Here is an 18844-nt window from a genome sequence, read left to right on the forward strand (position 1 = left end):
TCGCCATCAAAACCGGTGCAATTGGCGCATTTGTCCGACGAGTGAACGCTGCGGTAAGTAGCGATGCCGCAAAAATTTGCGACGTTATTTACCCCAACTATACTCGGCGGACTGATCGCGCGAGCTGCGCCTGAATTGCCGGACATTGCTGTCTGAGCGATTCCAAGCAACGCCGCGAGATCAACCTTGTCATCCACGACTGATCTCTGATTGTCCGCAATTCCGCGGCCAATTGGAGCTCCGAGATTCACATCAAGTTCGGCGGATTGGGTTGGAAATTGGCTGTTTCGGAAGCCAACCAAGACTCAATCTCTGGTCTGCCTAGAAGGTTCGGTCTATGACCTCGCGTCAGCGAAACACAGTGTCTCCGTCCACGGAAAATGCTTCCTCCCACGATCGTGCGCCAGCGGTGCCAGCTCGTCGTCGGTCCAAAACGTCCAAGCGTGGCGGCGAAAGTCGCCAACAGCGTCGACGTCATTTGGTCGAAACGCTCGAAGCTCGCCAATTGCTGGCCGGGCCGCAACTCATTGGGGTGCAACCCAACGAGGGCGACCTGATCGACGATGGCGCGGTCCGTCAAACGGCACCTCGAGTGTTGACGTTCCGTTTCGACGAAACGCAACAGATCGACCCGACAACCTTGGGCGGCATCGAAATCAGTCGCGCCGGCGGCGACGGCGACTTCAACGAGAAGGTCGTGGTCGAACCCGGCTCGATTTCCTTGGGCGATCCCAATGAAAACGAGATCGTCGTTCGCTTTGCCGAAAACCTGCCGGACGATGACTACCAAATCAAACTGTTTGGTTATGACAATCCAGACGAAGACATCGTCGGCATTCGCAACCTGAACGGGGAACTGTTTGTTCCTGACGAAGCAGGCGAACGCGTTCAGACGATCAACTTCGATCTCGACCTGGGTGCCTTGATCGAATCGGTCGTGCCTCAACCAGTCGTTCGCAACGCGGATGGCAGCCTGACGCAGAACCGCAATGAGATCGTCGTCTACTTCAACGAAGATCCCTTGTTCGTCGAGAACGACGCCAACGGAAACCCGACCACGCGATCGGCTGAGAACCCGCGTTTCTATCAGTTGCTGCTGACCCAAGACACAGTCCGCACCACCGACGATGTGGTTTACCAACCCACGAAAGTGGTTTACGACACCGAGACCTTCACCGCGCGACTGTTCTTCGACACCGATGACATCAACGACTTGGCGTTTGAACAAGCCGTTCTCACCGCACAGGATTCATCGCAACTGGCACAACTCGAGGCCGCATTGGTCGCCGGCACACCTTCGGTGGCCGAAGCCCAAGCGAACCTGGACGCTTTCAAAGAGAGCTTTGCCGTTCCTGTCGGCGGTGGCACGTTCCGTTTGCGAATCGGGACTGCCATCAGCAGTTCCGCGGAACTGCAACTGCAACCCGCCCAAGTCATTCCTCGTCCGTTCACCAGCGTCGGCCTGGACAACAGCGGCAGTGAGTTCTTGATTCGCTCGTTGCTGCTCGGCGAAGATCAACCCGAACGCGCGGTGACTTTCGTCGACTCAGCCGCCGGTGGATTGGCAATCAGTTTGGACGCCAACGGTCGCGTCGTGGTCGACTTTGGTGGATCCACACCAACTGTCAACGACTTGCGAGTTGCCGTCGCCAGCACCCCCTCAGTCGCTGGCTTGATCGAAGTCGATCCCAACAGCTTCGGTTCGCTCGCATTGCCATTGAGCTTGACCAACAAAAGCGACTTCAACCTGGTTGGCTTGGGCGGCACTCTGACCACCGCTTACAACCTCGGCGAACTCGGTTCCACCGGTGAGCTGACGAGCGTCTTGATTCAAGAATCCATTTCGCCAATGCCGTTTGACTTGGATCTTCCCGGCGGGAACGACGATCCAGGTCACCGCGAAGTCGACACTGCTTTCCAAGGTCACCTCAATCCGTTGTTTGGTGCCGACTCGGTCGATGGCATCACCGAGATTGCTTACAACTTTGAATCCCAGGTTGCCTCCACGGGCGGCACGACCTTCAGCAACCAGATCACGGATCGTCAAAAGGAACGCATTCGGGAAGTGCTCGACCTCTGGTCAGCCAAGATCGGGGTGCAGTTCCGCGAAACCGTTTCCGAAGGCATCACCTTTGCCGTGGGCGACAACGCTCGCTTGGCGACCTCGGTCAACTTCAGTGTGATCAACGCGAATGTTCGCGTGGATGAAACCTTCGCTGACCCAGCGATTGTGTTCAGCAACCAAGTCACCTTTGGCACCGCGTATGCCGAAGATTTCACCCGCAAAGCGGCTGCTGGCGTGGGTCTGTTGCTGGGCTTGGAATTCGCACCTGAATTGCCACCGGAAACGTTGCTCAGCGGATCGTTTGAATTCCTCAACGACACGATCAACCCAACCACAGAAGCGGATCTGAACGACCTGGAACCTGTCTTCCCAGGCAATGCCGACGTGTTGCATGGCCAGTACCTGTATCAACCCGACAGTGTTGATATCGACATGTACCGGTTCGAGGTCAACCTGAACGATGCCGATCGCTTGGGCACGTTGACTGTTGAAACGTTCGCCGAACGCTTGGCTCAGTCCAGCCTGCTCGACACAACGTTGACCTTGTTCCAAGAAGTCCCCGCATCAGCGATTTCGGACTTCGACATCGGCCCGACACTCAACGTTGAATTCGTGGCTGTCGCCGCAGGTGCCGAAGGCAACCAAACTCGAATCGAGTTCGTACAAAGCGACCGTGCCGCCAACGACGATGCAGTGCGAGTGCTGCGTCAAACCGGTGACGACGGACAATTGCTCGACAACGTGATTTTATTGGACGTGCCACGACGCAGCAGCGTCGGTGCCGTGCCAGTCTCATCGTTGATTGATGCGATCAACAACGATCCGTTTGCATCTTCCTTGGTCGAAGCACGCTTGGTCGAAGGCGATGCATCCACCGACATTTCGCGTCCAAATGAAGTGCTCGATTTCTCGCCGATCAGCCTCAGTGGCGGCGGCCTGGAACAACTCAGCCGGAACGACGACTACTTCAGCGAAGATTCCTACCTGACCGCGTCGCTGGGTGCGGGCACCTATTACATCGGAGTCGCAGCCAGCGGCAACGATGAGTACAACCCGTTGATTCCAGACAGTGGCTTCGGTGGCCTGACTCAGGGCGATTACGAGCTGTTGGTGAAATTTGACCCCAACGTCGATGAAGTCAACGTGCTTCGTGACATGGACCTCGATGGTACCAACGCGGGCGATCGCGTCGGAGTCCCCGGCACGCCACTTGATGGCGATGGCGATGGCACTCCGGGCGGTTTGTATCAATTCTGGTTCCAAACTCGTCCTGAAGAACGCATCCTCGAATTCGAGCTGAGCGGCAACTCGATCACGCCGAACCAAACGATTGAAATCGTCAGCGGAACCGGCGTTCGCCGAGTCTACGAATTCGTGCCGATCGGTCAGAACGCAACCGTTCCTGGCAGCGTCACGGTTCAGTACAACGCGACCGTTGGGGCAGGGTCACCAGCAGCCGGGTTGGCAAATGAATTGGCCACCAGCATCAATTTGCTGACCAGCATCACCGGCGTCTCGGCCGAATTGATTGGCTCGGGTGAGTTGGTTCAATTGACCGGCGAACGCTCCGTCGACACCTCGACCGACTTCCGTGGCATGACAATCCATGGACGCACGATCTTCGTCGACAAAATGGGCGCCGCCCAAGCCGACGGCAGCATCGATTCGCCCATCAACAACATTGCCAGCGACGATGTGCTCAGTGCATTCTCGGTGGCGCGCTCGGGTGACCAAGTTCGAATCGTCGGCAACGGCGGCATCGACGGGGACATCGAAACTGAAGCTGACAACTTCAGCTACCAGTTCGGTGTCACCGAAACCGGTGGCCAGGTACTGGAAGACGGACGCAACATGGAAGTTCCGCAAGGGGTGACCGCGGTCATCGACGCGGGGGCTGCGTTGAAGTTCCGAAGCGCTCGGATTGGCGTCGGCAGCAGCAGCCTGCAAGTCGACCGCAGCGGATCGCTGTTGCAAGTCCTTGGTACACCACGGTTGGTAGAATTGTCGACCGACAATGACGTCAACGATCCAGCCTTTGACCCGATCACGACTCTGTTGACGGACCCATCGGATGCGACCGCGGCCTACGAGAACGGCAGCGTCATTTTGACCAGCATGCGAGACCGTGGCGTTGATGCTTCGGCGGCTGGAATCTCACCGGCCGCTGGCCCTGGCAATTGGGGTGGGATTGTTTTCCGCTCGGACTTCGACTCGGTCCAAGGCCGCAGCTCGCTGGAAGACGAAGGCATCTTCATGGACCGCGTCAGCCACGCGGAGATCCGTTACGGTGGCGGCAGCAATCTGCTGATTGATTCGGTTCAACAATTGGTCAACCCAATCACGATGATCGGTCGTCGTCCAACCGTTTCGTTCAATGAAATCACATTGAGTGCTGACGCAGCCATCAGCGCCTCGCCGGATACCTTCGAAGAGACCACTTTCCAAGGTCCTCAGTATCAAGTGGCCGGGCGTTTCATCGCGGATTACGACCGCGTGGGACCAGACATTTACTCGAACCAACTGCTCGACAACAGCATCAATGGTTTGTTCATTCGTGTCCAAACCACAACCAGCGCCCCACCTCGTGAACTGACTGTTGCTGGTCGTTTCGACGACATCGACGTGGTTCACTACTTGGCAGAAAACCTCTCGATCGTTGGCACCCCTGGCGGCAGCATCGATGACGGGATCCGTCCCGACCTGACCAGTTCAGCGGGCAACGTGCAACTGGGTGGCGATCTCGAACAAAGCACCTACAACTACAAGATGACGTTCGTCGACGTCTACGGATTTGAATCCGAAGCAAGCGACCCGAGCGGCGACTTCAGCGTGCCTTCGACGCTCAGCGGTTCGTCGATAGAGCTGCGGAACTTGCCAGCAATTGGCGGGGTCAGCAACTTCGTTTCTCGTCGTTTGTATCGCAGCATCCCAGGCACGACCGACTACGTCTTTGTCGCTCAACTGGATGCAACCAGCCAAACGTTTGTCGACAACGGCAGCCAGACCGCTGACAACAGCACGCTGCTGGACCCAGATTTGGACGGCGTCCGTGGTCGCTTGGACGCATCGCTGACGATTGATCCCGGCATGATCATCAAGCTGAACGGTGCCCGCATCGAAATGGGACATGGCACTCAGTTGCTCGCCGAAGGCACAGCTCAACGCCCGATCATCTTCACCAGCTTGCTCGACGACCGCTTTGGTGCCGGTGGCACCTTTGACACCAGCAATGATGCAGCGACGGGCACCATCTTCGATCCTGCTCGAGGCGATTGGTCCGGCATATACGCGGGTCCCAACTCGAACATCAGTCTGGATTCGGCGACCATCGCCTATGCCGGTGGAGTGAGTCTGATTCCGGGTGGTGAAAGCCGCGGCTTCGTTCCTTTGCAGTTGCAACAGGCAAACGCTCGCATCGTGAATTCGCGATTTGAATTCAACGACGATGGGCAAGACGGTGCTGGCGATGTCGGTCGTTTCGGACTGCCTGGCGTGACGCCTTCGACCATTCATGTTCGTGGCAGCCAGCCGATCATTGTTGGCAATGACTTTGTCGACAACCGTGGCAGCATCATCGACATTGACAGCAATTCGATGACCGCAGAGCGAATCGTTGACCTCGGCCGTCAAACCGGTTCGGTCGACAACTTCTCCGAACTGGATGACAACTACGGCCCGTTGATCCGGCTGAACCGCTACGAAATCGTGGCCAACAGCGCTGCTTCAGAGCGGCAACTCAGCGGTCTTGAAATTCGCGGTGGCGAACTCACCACCGAGAGCATCTGGGATGACACCGACATCGTTCACATGCTGTTTGACAGCATTGAAGTCGGCAACCTGCACTCAACCGGCGGACTGCGATTGTTCAGCCGGGCCGAAGAAAGCTTGGTCGTCAAGTTGTCGGGTGGCGGAACCGCGTTCAGCTCCACCAGCGGCACGGGCCTGACCGCCACCGGCACCGTCGGTGACATCGACGATCGCATCGGTGGCACGGTCCAAGTCATCGGCATGCCCGGATCACCGGTTGTCCTGACCAGTTTGGCGGACGACACCGTCGGTGCTGGTTTGATGCCCGACGGCACCTCCTTCTTGGACACCAATGGGGATTCCTTCGCGAGCCGTCCCGAATCGAATGATTGGCGAAGTATTCTGTTCGAAGAGAACGCGAACTACACGAACATCGAATTCATTCTGGAACAAGAGCTGCAATCCGAAGTCAGTCCCGGCTTGAATGGCTCGGTCGTGACCGCACAAGCACTCGGCACGTTGGCTCCCAACGAATTGTTCAGTGACGACGTCAATCGTCTGGGATTCGAAGTCGAAGGCTTCCTTTCGCAGGCCAACGACATCGACACCTATGCCTTCACCGGAGAAGCCGGCACGCAGATCTGGGTCGATCTGGATCACACTTCGTTCACCTTGGACACCGTCGTTGAGATCCTGGATCCAGACGGACAGGTCATCGCCCGCAGCGACAACTCGTACGACGAAGTCAATGGCGATGCAGAAGTCGCCATCTTGGACCCCAGTGCAGAAGGCTTGGCCGGTTCGTTGCAAGCGAACAGCAACTTCGACGGCTTCATGGATTACGACACCGTCAATCCACGCGATGCCGGTCTGCGAATCACGCTTCCAGGTCCGATCGGCAATTCAACGAATTACTTCATCCGAGTCCGCAGTGCAGCGGTCAATCCGGACGATACCGCTGGCGGCTTGACTCGCGGTGGCTATCGCTTCCAAGTTCGCTTGCGTGAAGAGCAAGAGTTCAGTGGCAGCATGGTTCGTTACGCCGACATTCGCTATGCCAACAACGGCATCCACGTGCGGGGTGCGATGGCGAACTCACCGCTTCTCGGTGAAGCTCAAGAGAACGAGCAAGCCGGCAACACGTCCAGCAACGACGTCGCAGTTTCGGACCTGGATTCCCCCGGCCAACGCGCTCAGTACCTCGGCAACACGCTGGAAAGCCGCAACGGCGTGTTGAGCGTCGGTGGTTCGTTGGACACCGTGGCCGACATCGATCACTATCAAATCGATGTGCTGGGATCCCAGGGCGCGGTCAGCCGTGACACCCTGATCTTTGACATTGATTACGCGGACGGCTTCAACCGTCCCGACACCATGCTGTCGATCTTCTACGATCCCGATGGCGAAACGGGTGACGCCCAACCTCGATTGGTTGCGATCGGCAACGACAGCAACATTTTGGAAGACCAATCGATCGTAGGTGACTCGGCAATCGATTTGTTGCAGCGAGGAAGCATCGATACGGGCGACGCCTACATCGGTCCACTCGCCATGCCAGGTGGAGACGGAACGTACTATGTCGCCGTCACCGGCGAAGGCACCACTCCTGATGTGCTGTCCGACCCATTGGTCCGATTGGAACCCATCGATTCGATCCTGCGAATCGTGGACGACCAAATCGCGAACAACATTCAAACGACCGCTGACGCGCCGATTGAACCGTTCTTCATCGACACCAGCGTGTTGCCATTTGGTTGGTCGACGACGCTTGATCGTGCAACCGACGTCGGTCACAACGCCAAGCAAACCTTCAACGGTTCGCGGAACGTGAATTTGTTCCCCGACAGCGTCCAGTTTGAGTCCGAATCAAACAACTCGTTGCTGTCCGCTGACGACCTGGAAGCCAACCTCGGTTGGAGTTTGAACGACGACCCGAATATCGGCAACTCGTTCGGCACCAACACCTCGCAACAACTTCCTCACACCAAGGTGTTGGGAACGACCATCAATGAAGTCGTCGACGTCTACCAATTCGTCGTGCCAGTGGATGGTTCGCGAGTCATCCTGGATATTGACAACGGTGTCATTCCGTTTGCTTATGACACGAACCCTGGCTTCGGTGGCATCGACATCGATCCAGACATCGAAGATTTCCAGAGCGACAGTATCGACCTGAAGTTGCAGTTGCTCGATGCGTTTGGCGTTGTGATTTCGACGAGTTCCTTTTCGTCCACCAATGCTGGTGCGGAAGGCAGCATCGGCGATGCACTGAGCATCTTCACCGACGACCCCTACATCGAAACGTTCTTGCAGGCCGGCGTGTACTACATTGCCGTTTCACCGGAACCCACCGCGTACGACCCCGCCACGCAGATATTCTCTCTGGATGTCGCTGACCGTCCGCAACAAGGCACCTATGAACTGAACGTTTCGGTCGAAGACCATGTGGTCGACGGTGGTGACCCCAACAACGAATCGCTGTACTTCGATCGCTCGGAAATCCGCGGCGATCTCGACAGCGTGGCATTTGACCTATCGGGTTACAGCGATGCCGATCAACCGCATCTGTACTTCGATTACTTGCTCAGCGACATCGGCAACGACGAAGTGCGTGTGGTCGCTCGCAGCGATCAACAAGGCGAGACCGTATTGGCTGGCAACGCCGCTGGGACTGCAGGCACCACCGCGACCTTGTTGCAGCAGGACACCCTGGACAACTGGTACCAAGCCCGCTTGGACTTGGGGCAATTTGCTGGCGACACCAACGTCATCATTCGCTTCGAATACGACACCGACCTTGCCGCCGGCACCGGTCCCGTTTTCGGTGCAGAAGGACTGTACCTGGACAACTTCATCGTCGGCTTTGCTGAACGCGGTGAGATGGTGGTGGGTGCTGCTTCGGGACGCACCGGATTCATCGGTCAATCGGAAACCGTCCTCGGCGAGTACCAACTCGAGATCCGTCCGGGACAGGAATACACCACGACGACATCGGCAACGACCCAGACTCCGACGGCCACGTTCGACACCAACGAACGCCTCGCCCAAACGATGACGATTGTTGCTCCTCACCCCTCGCAACTGAACGACGGCGACACATTCTCCATGTCGGACAACGTCCGCAGTGTGACATTCGAGTTCAACAGCACCGGGTCTGTGGTCGCTGGCAATATCCCGATCAACATCATCGGAGCGACCACTCAAATCGAGGTCGCCGAACGGATGCGCACCGCGTTCAATCTGCCCGCCGTGCAAGCCTTGGTGCCAATCCAGGCCACCGATTCATCGGGCGACACGGTTGGTGGAAACAGCGACATTCGCATCGCCTTGTCCGCGGCCGTGGTGGGCGACTTCTACAAAGTCGACAGCGTGGACGATGTGCCGGACGCAGCCGATCCGCTGGTTCCTGCTGGAACATCCTTCCGCTTGCCAGCGATTTACACCGAATACCTCGGTGACCAAAACGTTCAACGTCGACAAGACCAAGTGCTCATCGACTCGAACAAAATCAGCGATGTTCACGCCATTGGTATTTGGAGTGAACCAGGCGAACGGGGTGTTGACCCACAGGACATCAAAACGCGTTCGCAATTCGCTCTGGACCTTGGGAACTTCTTCGGGTTCAACAACGACGACTTCTTCGCTGGCGAAGAAAATCCGTACTTGCAACAACCACCGATTGGCAACACCACGCCCGGTGCAGTCCGCAATCTGCCAACACTGAACAACTCGGTGGTCGGTGGTTTGGCACCGTCGGTGAGCATCGTCAACAACACCATCGACAGCGCGGGCTACTCGGCGATCAAAGTCGACGGTGAAACCCAACCTTGGCAAATTGATTCGTTCTTCAGCGGCGACTTCCTCGGTGACATCGGCTTCGGTGACTTCATTGGCGATGGCCTCACCATGACCCTCGACGCTGCTGGCACGCGAGTCACGTTTGAATTTGAAGACATCGGTGGCGGCCCTGTGGCGGGTGGCGGCAGTGGTGTGATTGGTGGTGATGGTTATGTCGACGGTCATGTGCCGATCTACATTCGCCACACGGGCACAACGCTCTACAACCCACCCACGGTCCCTCAGGCTGCACGTCGTGGTTACGCTTCCACGCGTCATGAAGTGATGATGGCGATCTACCAGGCTGTCCAGGGCAGCATCTTGATGACCAATGACATGGTTCAATTGGTCCATCCAACGATCGGTCCGTCGATCATGTTCGGTGATGAACTGGAAGAGAACCGCTACCTCAGCGACATCTCCTTCCCAACCGCCACGGTCTTCCTGGAAGGCGTGTCAGGGGTTTACTTCGACTCCTCCTTCTCGAAGGGCGGCAACCCGTTCATTGCCACTCCGGCAGCAGTGGCCGAAGCCCCACAACCTTTCTCGCGAATCGTGAACAACACGATTTATGGTCAAGACGGAACGGAATCGCAGTTCTCGCAAGCGGCGATCACCACCGGCGTTGATGGCGACGACCTCCTCAGCGGTGCTCGTGACACGAAGATTGGTCAATCGCACAATGGCGCGTACATCACCAATGGAACGATTGGCAATGGCGACACTCTGACCACCGCCCAGCAAGACGTCGACTTCTACGAAGTGGAATTGCTCGCCGGCGATCGTCTGAGCATCGACATTGACACGCTTGCCGCGGACATCGACATTCCCGAAGGACCTGATTTGGTCCTGCGATTGTTCGATTCCAACGGCGTGGTGGTTGCGACCAACGATTCCGGTGCAGCTCCGACTCACCTGGAAACGGCGACCGATCCGACTTTGGAAGACACCTACGTCGACCCGGGTGACGATCCAGTTGACACTGCCGACGACACTCAACCCAACCTGCGTGCGGTTGATCCATTCTTGGATTTCACAGCCACGGTCAAAGGGACCTACTACGTCGGCGTTTCCCTGCAGGGGAACGACGCGTACGATCCAAATGCTTTGTCAGGACGTGCCAAGAGCACCGACACGACCGGCGATTACACGATCGCAATCGAAGCTTACGCGGCTCGTGACTTCGTCCTCAGCATCGACGATCAAAACTTGGGACGTAACACTGGCAACCTGGGAACAACCGGTGCTGACCTGATTGGCACGTCGGTCGTGATCACTCAGATCCCCGATCGCCAAGACGGCTTTGTGGCTGCCAACACCACCAACTCGATGCGGTTCCTGTTCACCGATGGCGTCGGTGGCATCCGCACGACGGACAATGGCGAGACCGTCGTCAACGTTCCGTTGCAAGCTGACGAAGGCTTCCGCACTCCGGAGATCATGGTGGCGTTGCAAAACGCCATCAACGGAGCGGGAGTTGCGGACAACGCCACGTTGACCAGTCCTCCACTGCCCAACAATGAATTTGAGAACGGCCCCAACGACGATGACATCGGTTCTGTATCGGGACCCATCCAACGCGTCAGTGCCACCGCGCTCGGCGGACTCGCCGGCAGTGCAGCCGGGCTGGATCGATTCAACTTCTCAATCCCAATGCCTTATGGACCTGGGAGCGATTACCAGTACGGATTCGGTCACGACCGAACCAGCGAAGTGAACAGTCTCGGGTTTGCCGGAACGACGACCTCGGGTCTCGGCACGACCGAACTTTATCTGCTGATCAAAAACGCAGCCAAAATCGAGATCATTCCGCCTGAAGGTGGCACCACTCCTCTGCGAATGGACCCACAAGCCGGCGTCGAGCTCGATCAGTTGCTCCCCGAAACGGGCGTGATGTTGACCGGGGGCAGCAGTGCCACCTTGATCAACAACGTCTTAGCCAACTTGAATCAAAGTGTTGTCGTCGAAGAGACGCAACTCCGCGGTTTCAGTCACCCAACCGATCCGGATCTGCATATCAAGCCAGCGGAAGTGGTTGTCACCAGCAACCTGTTCCAACATGACCAACCCGCGACCACGTTGTTCCGTCAGAACATCAACGGTATCAACAATGGCACCGGACTGACGACGGATGGTCCCACTGGGCCAAGCAACGTCAATGGGGGCACGGATGACTTCAACATCACCCTGGGCAACAACGACGTGTTGTTTGTCAATGCGGATGGTGACAACTTCATCCCCGCCTTGTTCTCACTCGCAATTGACAGCGGTGCCAGCTCGGTGGTCGAACGCGACGCGTTTGGTGGTGTCAAAGAAAGCGTGGGACTGGGAACCAGTAACATCCTGGCCCCAACCCGTGACGGAAACGGTGTGCTGCGAGCCGACAATGATTTGGCCGCTCCTCCATCCGGTGTCGGCGGAAGCTTGTTCATTGACCGCGGTGCCAACGAGCTCGCTGACTTCAACGGCCCCGTTGCCACCCTGCAAAACCCGCTCGACAACGATGCGGAAGGCCGGGACAGCGATGGCTCGGAAAGCTTCCTGCAATTGACCGGCGGAAATCAGCAGAAATTCACGATCCAACTGCGTGACACCGGTGACTCATCCAACCCATTCTCTGGCATTGGAATCGATGACGACACCGTCGTCGTGGCTTCAATCAGTGGCCTGCGTCCTGAGGGTGCCAATGTCACCGTCTTCGAAAATGAGAAGATGCTGACCGAAGGCATCGATTACACCTTCGATTACGACGAGACCAGCAACCTGATCACCCTGACTCCGCTGGCCGGTGTCTGGCGTGAAGAAAACGCTTACAGCATCTCGCTGAACAACCGTGACCGCAGCGTCATTGTGGCTCCCGATCCAAGCGAAGTGCGTGATGGTGAGCAAGTCAGCATCACGGACTCCGATGGCGGAACCGTCGTCTTTGAATTCGAATCCGGTTACCAACTGTTCTTGCCAGAAACTCTGACCCTGGTCGTTCCTGAAGTCGGGATCGACGCGGGTGGACTGAGCGATGGCGACTCGTTCCGAATCAGCGATGGCGAAAACGACACCTTGGTGTTCGAGTTCGATCGTGACGGAACCGTGTTGGGCGACGCGACGCCGATCATCTTGCCAGATTCCCAAGTCGACACTCCCGAGGGCCGCCTTGAGATTCGTGAACAGATCGCTCGCGACATCGAAACGGCGATCAACACGGCTCTTGCAGCCAACCCGAACTTCGAAGTCGAAGTGGTGGTGGATAGCGACCGTGTCATCCTCGGTGCTCCTTCGGGATACACCGTCGACACCTCGGCCGGTGGCATGGAACAGGACGCTCGCACGTTGGCGTTGCAAACCCCGCGTGCCGGCACCGCGTTCGGTGGCGTTCAAGTGGGCGACACGTTCATTGTCAGCAATGGCAACGTGACTCGCACCTTCGAATTCACCGAAGACGGCACGGTGAGTGATCCATCCTTCGTCCCCGTGGTGATCACGGTGGCTCCAAACGATTTGACATCCTTGGAATTGGCTCAGGTCATCGCGGACACACTGTCCAGCTCGGCACTGGGATTGGTTCCAACCGTGACCGATGACATTGTCTACTTGAACTTGCCTTCGTCGGGCTTTGTCAACATCAGTGCCGGTCAGTTGACGGCCATCGGCCTCAGCCGACCAGTCAGCGATGGCGATATCATCCGCGTGACAGAAAGCCCCGCGACGGTATCCACCTCGATTGAACTGGGAACGGCCTATCCCGCGGGCCTCGCCGTGGCTGACTTCGGTGCCCTGCTCGACAACAGCGTCTTTGTTCTGCAAACCAGTGAAGGCGAACGCGTTCGAGTCCAAATCGATGCTTCCGAAAATGATTTGATCCCGACGCCGGGCAGCTTTGTCTTGGATGTCACGGAAACGGTCACCGATGACGTTGGAAACGAGACCCTCGTCATGGTTTCGCGTGAAGAGTTTGCTCGCCGCTTGGCAGGCTTGCTCCGCAACGCCGACTTGACCGCTGACCCAGTGGCTCAAGACCAATACGTGTTCTTGAACTTGCCAACGGGTGTGACGGCGACATTCCAATCCGACTACGGCGGATTGGCGTTGAACGAAACGTCCGAGTTCGAAGTCCGACGCACGTTGGAATTCGACTTGGTGACGCAAGACGAGAACGGTCTGGACACGTCGGACGGTGTCGAGCCCGATCACTTCCGCATGCCATTCCGCTTGACCGACACAGCCAGCGATTTGGCCGATGCAGTTCGCGATGCCCTGAACAACTCCGCTGATCTGATCAACGGATTGGCTACCGGCTCGCGAGTGGTTGCTCCTGGTCAGGTTCAAGTCGAATCCAGCGAGACGGTCAACATCAACGGACAGGACGTCATTCCTCAACCAGCCATCATCACGGTGACCTCGGGAAGCTCGCTGGAAGTTCGTGGCGAACCCGGTGTGACGGAAAGCAGCACGGTTCAGGTCTTTGGTCCGTTGTTGCTGACGATGCCAACCTTGGGCGGCTTCAGCATCACCAACGGCAGCGTGTTGATTCTGCGAGACGATGCAGACAACGATGTGATCCTGCAATTTGTGTTGCCAACCGGATTGAACAATGTCACACGTGTCCCCGGTTCGATCTTGGTGCCTTACGACTCCAATCAAAACGGTGCGACACTCGCAACCAACCTGGCCGCGGTCATCAACGCGTCGCCTGCTGACATGACCGCCACGGTCAACGCGAACAACCAAATTTCACTGGGCCGCATTGATCGCGACCGGGTCGACAACAACGGTTTGCCAGGCTTGCTCATTCCGGGCACACCAGGCATCTCGGTGGACCGCGGGATCGTGGCCGACGGTGAAGTGCTGCGACTGCGTCAAGGCGACGTGGACATTTCGTTCGAGTTCGAACTCAGCGATGGCGGTGGCGGAGTCCGTGCCGGCAACATCCCTGTCACGTTCAATTCCAGCAGCTCGATCGGTGAGATCGCTCAAAGCTTGGCGGCGACCATCACCAACAACAGCGGTGGTCTTCGATTCGCAGTGGATCCTGCCACCGGTCAAGAGTTGACGCCGGTTGCCGATGTCGAAGCTGGCACAGTCCGCTTGAACGACTTGCCCGGAACGCAAGTTGACATTTCCGGTGCGACCACGTTGAACGTCGTCGGTGTTCCTGGTGGAGCGATCGCGATTCCGATCTCGCCAGACAACAACTCGGAAGATGTCAAACGAAGCATTTTGCAAGCCTTGCAAAGTGTGAACCAAGTTGGCCAACCCGCCACAACGACTTTGGAAGCCGAGAACCGCGGCGGTTCGACCTTGTTCGTTGAAAACGCGACGATCATTGATGGCCCGGTCAGCAATTACTACTTGCCTGCCATCAAGGATTTGGCTGGCAACCCGCTGGCACCGAACCGCGAAGATCGCTCGACTCAGTTCACGATTTTGATGCCGGGTATCGCACTGGACTTTGGCGATGCACCCGATCCGGTCGCAGGTGTTCCAGGCCGCTACCCAACGACGCTGGCCGAAGACGGGCCTCGTCACGTGATTGGTGGCGACGACAATCCTGTCCTGGGCAGTCGTGTGGATGCAGAAACGGACGCCTTGGCGGTCCGCACTGCGGACGGTGACGATCTGACCATCGACGTTTCGCCACTGACTGCCGCCGGCGATCCTCTGCCGTCGACATTGTTCTCGAACACCATTGTGGACGGCGAAGTTCACATCGCCGTGAACCCGTTGGACTTCTCTTCGTTGGATCTGTTTGATGGTGAAACCATCACGCTGACGCTGGGCGGAATCCAAGCGACATTGGAATTTGACATCGACGGTCGCTTCGACGAAGACAACTACTCGATCTCGATCGACGCCTTCGACGACAACGGCAACATCAGCAACTCGCTGATCAAGGAAGAGGACATCGCCAATGCGATTATTCGAGCCATCGACGAAAGCCCTCTTCGTCCAGCAGAACGCTCGGTCTTCCAAGAGAACGGAATTTATGTCGTCAACTTCACCGGCAACGATGAAGACGGCGTCAACTTCTCCAGCACGACCAACCCGGGCGGGATCATCAACCCAGGTGTGATCACGCCGATTGAGGTCACCGCTTCGCCTGGCAGCGTGCTGCAGGCCTGGATCGACTTCAACGCCGATGGCGACTGGGATGACGCGGGCGAATATGTGTTGCAAGACATCCAGTTCGAAAGCAACCCCGAGACTCCCGGTCAGATCACGCGGCAATTTGTGATTCAGTTCCCTGACACGTCCCCGGCACCGACCAGCGGAGTGAGCGCGACCTACGCTCGGTTCCGAGTCTCGACCGAGGGCGGTTTGTCGCCCAATGGCTTGGCTCTGTCCGGCGAAGTCGAAGATTATTTGGTGACGTTGCTGCCAGGATTGCCGCCAACCGTTGACGATGTCGCCGCCAACCGCAACTACAGCGTTGCAGAAGGTGCGACGTTGCAAGCGATTGACGCAACCGGAACGCTGACGCCGACCATTGCCAACGACAACGGCCTGCTCAGTGCCGTGACCGATCCCGATGGACAAGACGTTGCCATCTTCGCCGATGATGTCGGTTCCAAGACGATCTACGACGTCAACGACGCCACGCGTGTCGCTGGTGTGGTGAACATCGCTGCCGACGGCACCTTCACCTTCGACGCCGACGCGGACTTCTCTGGAAACGCGACCTTTGTGGTGCGTGCGACGGACGTCTCGCCAGGCAACCCTGGTGGACAACTCGTCAGCTCGCGTGCAATCACCGCGACCATCACGGTCACTCCAGTCAACGATGCACCGTCCTTGCAATCAGGCGTTCAGCCAAGCGATGTGTTGACGACGGAAACCATCCTCGAAGACAACGTGGTCAGCCAAGAAGATCAAACCTCGCTGGGACCAGTCGTCTTCTCAGCGACTGATCTGATCGATCCTTACTTCATCGCGGGACCGGGTTCCGAACCGCGTGAGCAAGAACTGTTCTTCCAGTTCGCTGGCACGGGTTCGACCGCGTTCCAAACGACGCAGGGCGGATCGCTGGCGATCACCGACAGTGGCCGAACGATCCTCTACACACCGCCGCAAGACTACAACGGTTCAACTCCCGACACGTTCATCTATCGGGTCGCGGACCGCGAAGCTCCCGGCGAGGGCGCCATCGTCAGTGCAACCGCCGCCACAGTGGGTCGTGTCAACATCGTGATCAACGCGATCAACGACAATCCTCGTTTGGTGGATGATTCGTACAGCACCGACGAAGACACGCCGCTGAACATCGATGTCGATGGTCCCAATGGAATCTTGAACAACGACACCGCGGGTCCGATTGACGAGCAAAACGATGGTCAACAGATCTCCCTTGTTCCCAACCAGTTCCAACGTGTGGTCAACGGCCAAGTCATCAACAACCGCTTCACCGAAGCCGGTGGCACGGTTCGCTTGGACGGCAACCAACTGGTCTACACGCCGCGTTCGCAGTTCAGCGGCACGGATCGCTTCACCTACCAAGTCCAAGACTCGGAAGGTGGCGTCTCAACCGCGACGGTGACAATCGATGTTGGCAGCGTCAACAACCAACCTGAATTCATTGGCGTCAATGGAGTTCCGGGCGAAACAACGATTCGTTTCGACGAACGCAAACAACCAGGCGAAGAAGTCACCTTTGACTTGAATGCTTGGTTCCGCGATCCAGACAACGAAGCGATGACCTATCAAGTCACCGCATCGGGTGGCACGTCCGTGATCAACCCGACGATCGACGGCAACGAACTGACCATTGATTTCGTCCCGTTCCAAAACGGCGACAGCATTCCTGTCCTGATCACCGCTCGCGATCCTTCGGGTTTGACGACGGATCAAACGATCTTGGTCACGGTCACCGGTTCGCCGGATGCACCGATTGTGCAGGGCAGCCTGAATCCGTTGCAGATCATCGAAGACAACGTCTCGGTCGAAGACCTGACCCAAGTCTTCTTTGATCCCGATGGTGACACGTTGACCTACACCGTCACTCGCCTGGGAACGATCGTGAACCCAACGGCCGCCCAAATCGCGGCTCATCCGTTGGTCCAGTCGATTGAGTTCTTTGGCAACTCGATGCGAATCACGCCGAAACCGAACCAGTTCGGCCAGGTGACGATTGAGCTTTCCGCTCGTGATTCACAATTCCAAGCGACCCACCAATTTGAGCTTCAGGTGTTGTCGGCAGAAGACGCACCCACCGGTGTGGAAGACGCCTACTCGGTACCACTGGGTGGACGTTTGGAAATCAACGACCCTGCGTTTGGGCTGTTGCGAAATGACTTCGATCCTGATTTGAACTCGACCTTGAGCATCGCATCGGGTTCGGTCACGCAACCGACTTACGGAACGGTTTCACTCAGCGGCAACGATGATGGGACGTTCATCTACACGTTCAATCCGGAGTCCAGCTCGCTGAACCCGTTGCCAACCGGCGACAGCTTCACCTACCGCGTGCAAGACAACACGGGTCGACTGAGCCCGCCAGTGACGGTCACGATCACCTTTGGACAATCGGCGTATCAAAACCCATCGGATCGCTTCGATGTGACCGCGGATGGTTTTGTCACGGCCATTGACGCGTTGCGAGTCATTAACTTGCTCAACCGTGATGAACTTCGTGATCCGAACGATCCAAATGCGGATTTGACAATCGACCGCATCCCGACTTCACCGCCGGACTATTACGACGTCAACGGTGACGGCCGTGTCTCGGCGTTGGATGCACTGCAGGTGATCAACGAGCTCAACGCTCGCTCGGTCGACGGCAGCAATCCAGAGGGTGAGTCGCTGCTTGGCGACAACACGACCTTTGTCTCCGGATCGTTGGATTCGACTGAGATGGGCCGTTTCGCCTCGACGCAAGCGTTGGCATCGCAGTCGGCCACCAATGCCACGGCGGCCAACGCGGTGCCGGTTTCCTCGGCCATCACCAGCGACCGAACCCCGGCCGGTGAGCTGACGGTTTCGGCTGAAACCTCGTTGGACAACCTGCTCTCGGTTGGTTTCGACATCGAGTCGGCCCAACTGCAACGCACCGAATTGTTGGCCAATGCACTGGCGGACGACTTAGAATCGTCTCAATCCGAATCCGGCATCGGTTTGGATGGGGCAATTGACTCCGCTTTGATTGATCTTTTCTCCGAAGAAATTGATCACAATTAAAATTTGCTGACCTGGGGGGTCCCAAACGGG

General features: G+C 57.3%; 1 protein-coding gene. It reads left to right on the forward strand.

Annotation, left to right across the window (positions count from 1 at the left end; genetic code table 11):
- Positions 1 to 409: 409 nt before the first annotated feature.
- Positions 410 to 18814 (forward strand): tandem-95 repeat protein, encoded by an 18405-nt coding sequence (locus UH5x_RS11705; RefSeq protein WP_482635752.1) that lies wholly within the window; start codon positions 410 to 412, stop codon positions 18812 to 18814.
- Positions 18815 to 18844 lie beyond the last annotated feature (30 nt).

The sequence above is a fragment of the Rhodopirellula sp. UH5 genome (assembly GCF_056839225.1).